The sequence below is a fragment of the Halomicrobium sp. HArcht3-1 genome (assembly GCF_058933345.1).
Genome location: NZ_JBZYDM010000015.1, coordinates 58,049 through 65,587, shown reverse-complemented (window position 1 = coordinate 65,587; position 7,539 = coordinate 58,049). Strand labels below are relative to the sequence as shown.

7 protein-coding genes and 1 pseudogene are annotated in these 7,539 nt (G+C 66.0%); 5 read left to right on the top strand and 3 right to left on the bottom strand.

The window, feature by feature from the left end; all coding sequences use genetic code 11:
* A pseudogene (locus AC5FRW_RS18370) lies at positions 1-73 on the bottom strand (IS6 family transposase); the annotation flags it as partial.
* A gap of 380 nt (positions 74-453) precedes the next feature.
* Here AC5FRW_RS18370 and AC5FRW_RS18365 point away from each other — a divergent pair.
* Together AC5FRW_RS18365 and AC5FRW_RS18360 are read left to right on the top strand one after the other, a co-directional pair.
* Complete coding sequence (locus tag AC5FRW_RS18365; RefSeq protein WP_493569915.1) at positions 454-876, top strand: CBS domain-containing protein; 423 nt, start codon at positions 454-456, stop codon at positions 874-876.
* Between the two features lie 63 nt (positions 877-939).
* Complete coding sequence (locus tag AC5FRW_RS18360) at positions 940-1,152, top strand: hypothetical protein (protein ID WP_493569914.1); 213 nt, start codon at positions 940-942, stop codon at positions 1,150-1,152.
* 27 nt (positions 1,153-1,179) lie between these two features.
* Here AC5FRW_RS18360 and AC5FRW_RS18355 read toward each other — a convergent pair whose 3' ends face one another.
* Together AC5FRW_RS18355 and AC5FRW_RS18350 are read right to left on the bottom strand one after the other, a co-directional pair.
* The gene (locus AC5FRW_RS18355; protein ID WP_493569913.1) at positions 1,180-1,674 is read right to left on the bottom strand and encodes a DUF6789 family protein; all 495 of its coding nucleotides are present in this window, start codon (positions 1,672-1,674) and stop codon (positions 1,180-1,182) included.
* A gap of 617 nt (positions 1,675-2,291) precedes the next feature.
* On the bottom strand, positions 2,292-3,848 hold the full coding sequence (locus tag AC5FRW_RS18350; protein WP_493569912.1) for a DUF7282 domain-containing protein: 1,557 nt from the start codon (positions 3,846-3,848) through the stop codon (positions 2,292-2,294).
* 352 nt (positions 3,849-4,200) lie between these two features.
* Between AC5FRW_RS18350 and AC5FRW_RS18345 the strand changes: the two genes are divergently transcribed.
* From AC5FRW_RS18345 to AC5FRW_RS18335, 3 genes are read left to right on the top strand one after another with little or no spacing between them, the layout of a single operon-like run.
* Positions 4,201-5,091 (top strand): DUF4129 domain-containing protein, encoded by an 891-nt coding sequence (locus tag AC5FRW_RS18345; protein ID WP_493569911.1) that lies wholly within the window; start codon positions 4,201-4,203, stop codon positions 5,089-5,091.
* Positions 5,088-7,031, top strand: coding sequence for a DUF58 domain-containing protein (locus AC5FRW_RS18340; RefSeq protein WP_493569910.1), 1,944 nt, complete (start codon positions 5,088-5,090; stop codon positions 7,029-7,031). The genes AC5FRW_RS18345 and AC5FRW_RS18340 overlap by 4 nt, the downstream gene beginning before the upstream one ends.
* A complete protein-coding gene (locus AC5FRW_RS18335) occupies positions 6,974-7,534 on the top strand; it encodes a DUF7519 family protein (RefSeq protein WP_493569909.1) in 561 nt (186 codons plus the stop codon). The genes AC5FRW_RS18340 and AC5FRW_RS18335 overlap by 58 nt, the downstream gene beginning before the upstream one ends.
* Positions 7,535-7,539 lie beyond the last annotated feature (5 nt).

Sequence of the window (7,539 nt, the reverse complement as noted above, 5' to 3'; positions counted from 1 at the left end):
GTGTCGCTTCTCGTTCAACAAACTCTAAGTCGATCTCGTCTAAATTCCCGATGAGGCGGCCGTTTTCGGGCATGAATCACTTTGAAAACGGACCGCCTCACTCTTCATCCTTATCTGAACACGACCGACGCAGGGGTCCTGTTCAGATACGTAACTACGTTTGTTGATTTCGAGACACTGAAGCGTTCGCGTCGCTTGCCCTTTCAGTGCCTGAATGATTCCGTCCTGAATCTCTTCTCTGAACAGTACCGACGCAGGTGCCAGTTAGTGGTAGCCGGGTGTCGTCCCCGCCGGTAGCCGCGGCTTACGAGACACATGAATGGTATAACGGAGGTACGGCCGTTATTACTGGTCGCCCGGTTCGGTAATCGCGGACTGTCGGTCCCGTCCGGGTATTCCCGCTGGGCGACGGTCTGGAACCGTTAAGCGGCTGGCTCGTCTCTCTCTATGGGTATGCCTGTCCGTGACATCGCACGAACGGCAGTCGTGACCGCCAGACAGGAACAGTCCGCTGGCAACCTCGCGACGGTGATGAAAGCCGAGTCGGTCGGGAGCGTCATCATCATCGACGAGGGTCGTCCCGTCGGCATCGTCACCGACCGCGACCTCGTGTTGGAGGTGCTCGAACCGCGCGCTGATCCCCGAGAGACGACCGCCGGCGAGATCATGACGGAGACACCGGTCACACTGGGCGTCGACGAGGGAATCTACGACGCCACGGAGACGATGTACGAGCACGCCGTCCGACGACTCCCGGTCGTCGACGCCGACGACAACGTCGCCGGCATCGTCACGCTCGATGACTTCCTCGTCTTGTTGACCGACGAGATGGATCACCTTTCGGGCGTCATCGAGGCCGAGTCACCGCCGTACTGACGCTGGCGGCGGAGCGACCGGAATCGCCGACAGCTATTTCATCGGACACCGAGAACTTCGAGTATGCTCGTTCGCATCGCGTTACTGGCGCTCGGTCTCGTCGAACTGGTCTGGCCCCGTCGAGTAGTCGACTTCTGGATGGGACTCGCCGTCAGCGGTGACGACGCGAACGCCCGGCCGTGGGTGTACACTGCCGCCCGCCTCGAAGGACTCCTCATCCTCCTCTGGACGCTCAGTCGCGGCCGTGGATCGACCGACGAATCCGACGATTCGTGATCGAGGCGTCGAGCCGATTCGGCTGGTCTACTGTGCGAGTCCGTCCTGCTCCTGTGAGAGGAGCGTCCGGTGGTGCGCGAGTGTGTCGTAGAACCCACCGAGGACGAGACCGTAGAGCAGGTACGAACCGAGCGTCACCGCGAGGACGGTCGTGTTCTCGCCGATCCCGCCACCGAAACTGACGCTGTAGAGGACGACCGGCACGTAGCCGGCCCACAACACCACCGCGAACACCGCGCCGTGGACGAGGCCTGACTCGCCGGGCAAGCCCCAGGTAACGCCGGCGAACAGGAGCGGCCACGCGACGGCAAAGAGCAGCGCGAACCACACTAACGTCACGACCGTCGCACCCAGTCCCGTCGGTTCGCAGTACGGTGGGCCACCGATCGCACAGAGGCTGGTGAACGTCGCGAAGACGAACAGTTCCCGCCCGGGCAGCGACGCGTCGGCGACGAACAACCACACGAACAGCGTGGCGGTCGCGACCGTGCCCGCGACGAGACTACTCCGTACTGGATCCATATCGGTCGTTCGTCACTGGAACGCAAAAGTATGCATCCGTTGTCCTCGACCCGACGGTTCAGATCGCCCCCTTCCAGTTCCCGTCGCGTCTCGCGCACCCGCCGGGCGACCACGCCGACGTCCTCGCCGACCCGGTCACGGACGTGATTGGGTTTTCGATCTCGCTGGCGACGATATGCCACGGATTTGCTCCAGATCATCCAACATTATGTGAATATCGCGTGACAAAATGACTATCATATCTTCGTCGATGCTCGATCCAGTGGCGTTTCACAGCCGTGTGGCTCCGCTCCTCATATCTTTGTCGTCACGATTTCAAAGACGGTTCTTTCCCGCCGAATCACTGTCCGTCTGGTCCGTCGATACGAACACTTCACACGAGTGGTCGCTCGTCCGTCCCTCGTCGCCCGTGGCGTTCCATCGAAGTTGCTCGCCACGGCGGTCCGGTGAGCGCCAGCGGAGTCCAGCAAACGAGTGGTATCTGGGCCTGACGGCCGACGGGCGGTCCCGTCGAACGATCTGCTGCCCCGGGGCCGACGTGTCTCGGGACCACGTTCGGTCCCCGGCTTCCCGGGGCTGTCCAGCGCTCTATCCAGCGACGGAGCGTGTGGTGCAGATCAGGCCGTTTCGGTCTCCGTTTCCGTCTCGGTGACGGCTTCCGTCTCGGTCTCCGTTTCGAATTCCGTTTCAGTTTCCGTCTCGGTGACGGCTTCGGTCTCGGTCTCCGTTTCGAATTCCGTTTCAGTTTCCGTCTCGGTGACGGTTTCGGTCTCGGTTTCGGTCGCCCCGTCGGCACTGATGGTGACGTTTGCGGGGTCGGTCACCGCCTGGTCGTCGCTGACGTACGGACCGTCGGCTTCACCGCCAGTGGCGACGAAGTCGTAGGTCTCGTTGTCGTTGGTCTCCAGGTGGGGCATCGAGATCAGCATCTGATCGTCCTGCAGTTCGGTCTGCTCGAAGTCGCCTCCGGGCACGTCGAACAGCATGATTTCGAGATCCTGATACGTCCCCGGTTCGAGGTAGCTGGAGACACCGATGACGCTGCCGGTCACCTCGCCTTCGAGCAACGAGGCGTCGTGGATGGCGACGTAGCCGCCCTCGCTGAGCGTGACTTCGCTGATCGTCACGGTCGTCCCGTTGGTCGTCTGGTCGTCGAACAGGATGGCCGCCGTCGCGACTTCCGTGGCAGTCCCGGTTTCTGTCTCAGTCTCAGTTTCCGCCGCTGTCACGGTCTCGGTTTCCGTCTCGAACTCGGTCTCCGTCTCGGTCGGTGCTTCTGTCTCGGTCTCGGTTTCGGCCCCGTCTCCGTCATCGACGACGGTCTCGGTTTCTGTTTCGAATTCGGTTTCAGTTTCGGTCTCAGTTTCCGTTTCGAATTCGGTCTCGGTTTCAGTTTCCGTCTCGGTTTCCGTTTCGAATTCCGTCTCGGTTTCAGTTTCCGTCTCGGTTTCCGTTTCGAATTCCGTCTCGGTTTCAGTTTCCGTCTCAGTTTCCGCTTCGAATTCCGTCTCGGTTTCAGTTTCCGTCTCGGTTTCCGTTTCGAATTCGGTTTCAGTTTCCGTCTCAGTTTCCGTTTCGAATTCGGTCTCGGTTTCGGTCTCAGTTTCCGTCTCGGTTTCCGTTTCGAATTCAGTTTCAGTTTCCGTCTCGGTTTCCGTCTCGACTGGCTCTTCCTCGGCCTGTTCGATAGTGAGGGTGCCGACGGTAAGCTCCTCGACGGTGGTCGATGCTGCTGACAGGCTACCGCCCATCAGCATGTTGTCGACCGTGTCGTCCATCGATCCCTCGCCGTCGAACGTGACGCGGTCGGCCTTGGGATTGCGGAGCGTGATCGATTCGATCTGGGCGTCGATCGTGGCCGTGCCGTTGTCGACCGTGATCTCGGCGCTCTCGACTGTGCCGACCTCGACGGACTCGACGCTGAAGCCTTCGACGTTCTGGCCCAGAGCAGCGCCAAAGGTCTCTTCGAAGACCGATTCGGTGCTGAAGACTTCATCGACCTCGACGGTGAGGCCCGACACCTCCACGTCGTTCATCGTGATCGATTCGGCCTTCACGTCCTCGGCGACGGTCATGTTACCGGCCGTGTCATCGGTGACGCTCGCGGCACCGCTTATCAGGACACCTGTGCCGGTCGCGAGAACGACGACCAGACACAGCGTCACTGCTGTCATTCGTTTTCGTGTTGTGTACTCTCTCATGATCTCATGACGGCGTTTCTCTATTACCGAACACGCGATCATTGTTATATTTCGACGAGTCTGGACAAGGCCGTGATTGTTCGAGTCGTGGCCCGGCTTACCCCGTTTGGCACCTCGTCGTCGCCGGTCGGTGCCGTCGATGCTGTCCCGTTCGCTGGTCGCCGTCCACCGGCAGTCGCTGTGGTACGTCTGGGATACTTTCGTCCCCGACACAGTAATCTCAGGAAGAGTACGGTTCGTCACCGGCCGGTCGCGCTCGCCGCGGTCGCTCGTCGCCACACGACGGCGGCAATGATTTATAGGGTACCGAACACGACCGACAACTGTGGACAGAGAGATGCTTCGGACGGCGGGGCTCGCGGCCCTCGGCGTCGTCGCCGTTGCGCTCACTGCGACGACGTTACCGACGGCGCGCCAGCGGATGCCACGCGGTGGTGTCGGCACTGGTGCGCCGGGACCGGGGTCCGGTGGCGGGGTTCCTGCTCGGCCGACGGACCCGCTCCGAGAGGTGCCGGAGCTTCCATTCTTCGCCGAACTGCTGACCGTGCTGTTCGTTTTGGCGCTCGCCGCCGTCTTGGTGGCGCTGTACATTCACCGACGGCGACTGTTCCGGGTCGCCGTGGCCACACTGATCATCGCCATGGTCAGTGTCTTGATCGTCACGTACGTCCAGATTTCCTTGCCGCCGGTCTCGCCGTCGGGCGCTACCGGGCCGGTCGGAAACGCCAGTGGTGGCGTTGGTGGTGGCGCGGCGAGTGGCACCACCAGCGGTCCGTCGGCGTTCTCGGTCGTCGTACTGGTCGTGCTGGCCGGCGCGCTCGTCGGGACGGCCGTCGCCGCGAAGCGCCGGACCGACGCTGCCGAGACGACGAGTGACGACGACGAATCGACCGAGGGACGCGCCGCTGCGGTCGGGCGAGCGGCCGGGCGAGCGGCCGACCGGATCGAGACGGCGGCCGACGTCGAGAACGAGGTGTTCCGCGCCTGGCGAGAGATGACCGACCACCTCGACGTGGAGCGCCCGGAGACCCAGACCGCTCGGGAGTTCGAGCGTGCGGCGGTCGACGCCGGGATGGCCGCCGAGGACGTGGGCGCGCTGACCGACCTGTTCGAGCGCGCTCGCTACGACGAGTACGAGGTCGACGCCGACGACGAGCAGCGCGCGGTCGGCCTGCTTCGCCGCATCGAGGACCGCTACGTGGAGGACGAGCGATGAACTGGGGGCGCGTTCTCGTGGCCGTCGCGCTCGTGACCTTCGCCGTCGGCGTCGGTGCGATCGTCGCCCCCGGCACCTTCGCGGTCGGGATCGACCGCGTTGCGGTGATCGTCCTCGCACTCCTCGCACTCGGGCAGGCCGCCAGATTCGTGCAGGCTCGACGGCGTGGCCGACGGACGCGCGCCGAGACGGCGACCCCGGAGCGACCGCCGTCGGTCGCCTCGCCCGGTGACGACCTCGATTCGGTGCTGTCGGCCTTCGACCGTTTGCGGACGCGAACGGCCGACCGTCGACGGCGACAACTCCGCCGTGTTGCGGTCGAGGCGCTCGCGCGCTACCGGGGCGCAGACGACGACACCGCTCGCGAGCAGATCGAGCGCGGGACGTGGACCGACGACTCGATCGCGGCGGCGTTTCTCGCCGACGACACGGAATCGGCGTCACTGAGCCGTCGGCTTCGCACCCGACTGACCGACCGATCGCCGTACTGGCGGGGAGTCGACCACACCGTCGCGGCCATCGCCGACGTGGCCGGTGTCCGGAAGGACGAGCGCGACGAGCGATCGCTCCCGGGACTGGATCGGCTTCGCCAGTCACTGGGGAACTCGCTGAACGGCCAAGGCGCCGGTGTCGAACGCGACCGGGCCATCGATGACCCCGACCCGGTCGAACGGGCGACAGAGCACTGGCAGGGGATCGGAGCCGGGGCACTGGCAGCGATCGGTGCTGGCGTCCTCGCCCAGCGCCCCAGTGTCCTCCTCGTCGGTGTCGTCGCCATCGGGTACGCCGCATACGCCCGACCGACCCGGGCACCCCGGGCGACACTCTCGCTCGACCGGACCGTCGAACCAAGCACGCCCGATCCCGGCGAGTCGGTCACGGTCTCGCTGTCGGTCACGAACGACGGTGACCGTCTGCTACCCGACGTGCGCGTCGTCGACGGCGTCCCGCCCGCGCTGTCGGTGACCGACGGGTCGCCACGGATCGGGACGGCCTTGCGACCGGGCGGGACGGCGACGGTCACGTACACGGTCGCGGCGCGCCGCGGTCGCCACGCGTTCGGCCCGGCACAGGTCCTCGTCCGAAACCTCGCGGGGACGGCAGAGCGCGAGCAGGGCATCGAGACGGCCGAGCCGTCGCCGGTGACGTGCGTGCCCGCGCTCGAACCGGTCGGCGAGCCAGTCCCGTTGCGCCAGCAGCCGACGCAGTTCACCGGCCGCGTCGACACGGCTACCGGCGGTGCGGGCGTCGAATTCTTCGCGACGCGGGAGTACCGCTCGGGCGATCCGATGGCCCGGATCGACTGGAACCGCCACGCCCGTACCGGCGACCTCGCGACGCTCGAATTCCGCGAGGAGCGGGCGGTGACGGTGGTGCTGGTGATCGACCGCGACGGGACCGCCGACGCCGGGCCGGAACCGCGCGGCGAGACGGCGATCCAGCGCTCGGTCGACGCCGCCAGCCGGGTGTTCACGACGCTGCTTGCCGACGGCAACCGCGTGGGCATCGCCGCGCTGGGCGACACCGACTGCTGGCTCCCGCCGGGTGCGGGCGAGGTCCACCGCGCGAAGGCCCGGCGACTCCTCTCGACCCACCCCGCGCTCGCACCGGGCGAGCGTCCCGACACCGTCCTCCCTTACGGCTGGCTGGCTCAGCTTCGCGGCCAGCTTCCGGGCGACGCCCAGATCGTCCTGTTCTCGCCGCTGTGTTCGGCGGCGATCTGTGACGTGGCCCGGCAGTTAGACGCTCACGGCCATCTCGTGACCGTCGTCAGCCCGGACCCGACGACAGCCGATGGGTCGGCCAGTCAGCTGGCGACCGTCGCCCGTCGGTTCCGTATCGCCGATCTGCGAGCGGCCGGCATTCCGGTCGTCGACTGGCCGTGGGACGACTCGCTGCCGGTCGCGTTCGCGCGCTCGGCGAGGCGGTGGTCGACGTGACCGGGATCGACCGCTCGCCGACGCGGACCGGAAGCGCCATCGCCATCGCCGCGGCGCTCGTGGCACTCGCGGCCGCCGGGAGCTTCTCGTGGGCGGGACTGGCACTCGGCGGTGTGGGCGTGCTGGCCGTCGTGGCCGGACTCACGCTCGCCAGACACGACGCCGTCACGACCGGTGGCGGGCTGTTGTTCCTCGCGGTCGTCGTCGCCGGCGTGCAGGGCGCACCGATCCCGGCCTTGCTCGTCGGCGCGGTGGCGGCCGTCGTCGCCTTCGACAGCGCGGGGACGGCGATCGATCTGGGCGCACAGCTCGGGCGCGCGGCCCCGACGCGCCGGCTCGAACTCGTCCACGCCGGCGGGACGACGCTGGTGGGCGCGGTCACCGCGGGGCTTGGCTGGGCGGTCGTCCAGATCAGCGTGGGGACGACGCCACTGACCGCGCCGGTGTTGTTGCTGGTCGCGGCGCTGGCCGTCGCCGGCGTGCTGGCGTCGCGTGGCCGGTGACACTC

Excerpts from the sequence above, each read along its gene's own strand:
- AC5FRW_RS18340 (WP_493569910.1), top strand. The coding sequence starts at position 5,088 with ATGAACTGGGGGCGCGTTCTCGTGGCCGTCGCGCTCGTGACCTTCGCC.
- AC5FRW_RS18365 (WP_493569915.1), top strand. The coding sequence starts at position 454 with ATGCCTGTCCGTGACATCGCACGAACGGCAGTCGTGACCGCCAGACAG.
- AC5FRW_RS18360 (WP_493569914.1), top strand. The coding sequence starts at position 940 with ATGCTCGTTCGCATCGCGTTACTGGCGCTCGGTCTCGTCGAACTGGTC.
- AC5FRW_RS18350 (WP_493569912.1), bottom strand. The coding sequence starts at position 3,848 with ATGACAGCAGTGACGCTGTGTCTGGTCGTCGTTCTCGCGACCGGCACA.
- AC5FRW_RS18355 (WP_493569913.1), bottom strand. The coding sequence starts at position 1,674 with ATGGATCCAGTACGGAGTAGTCTCGTCGCGGGCACGGTCGCGACCGCC.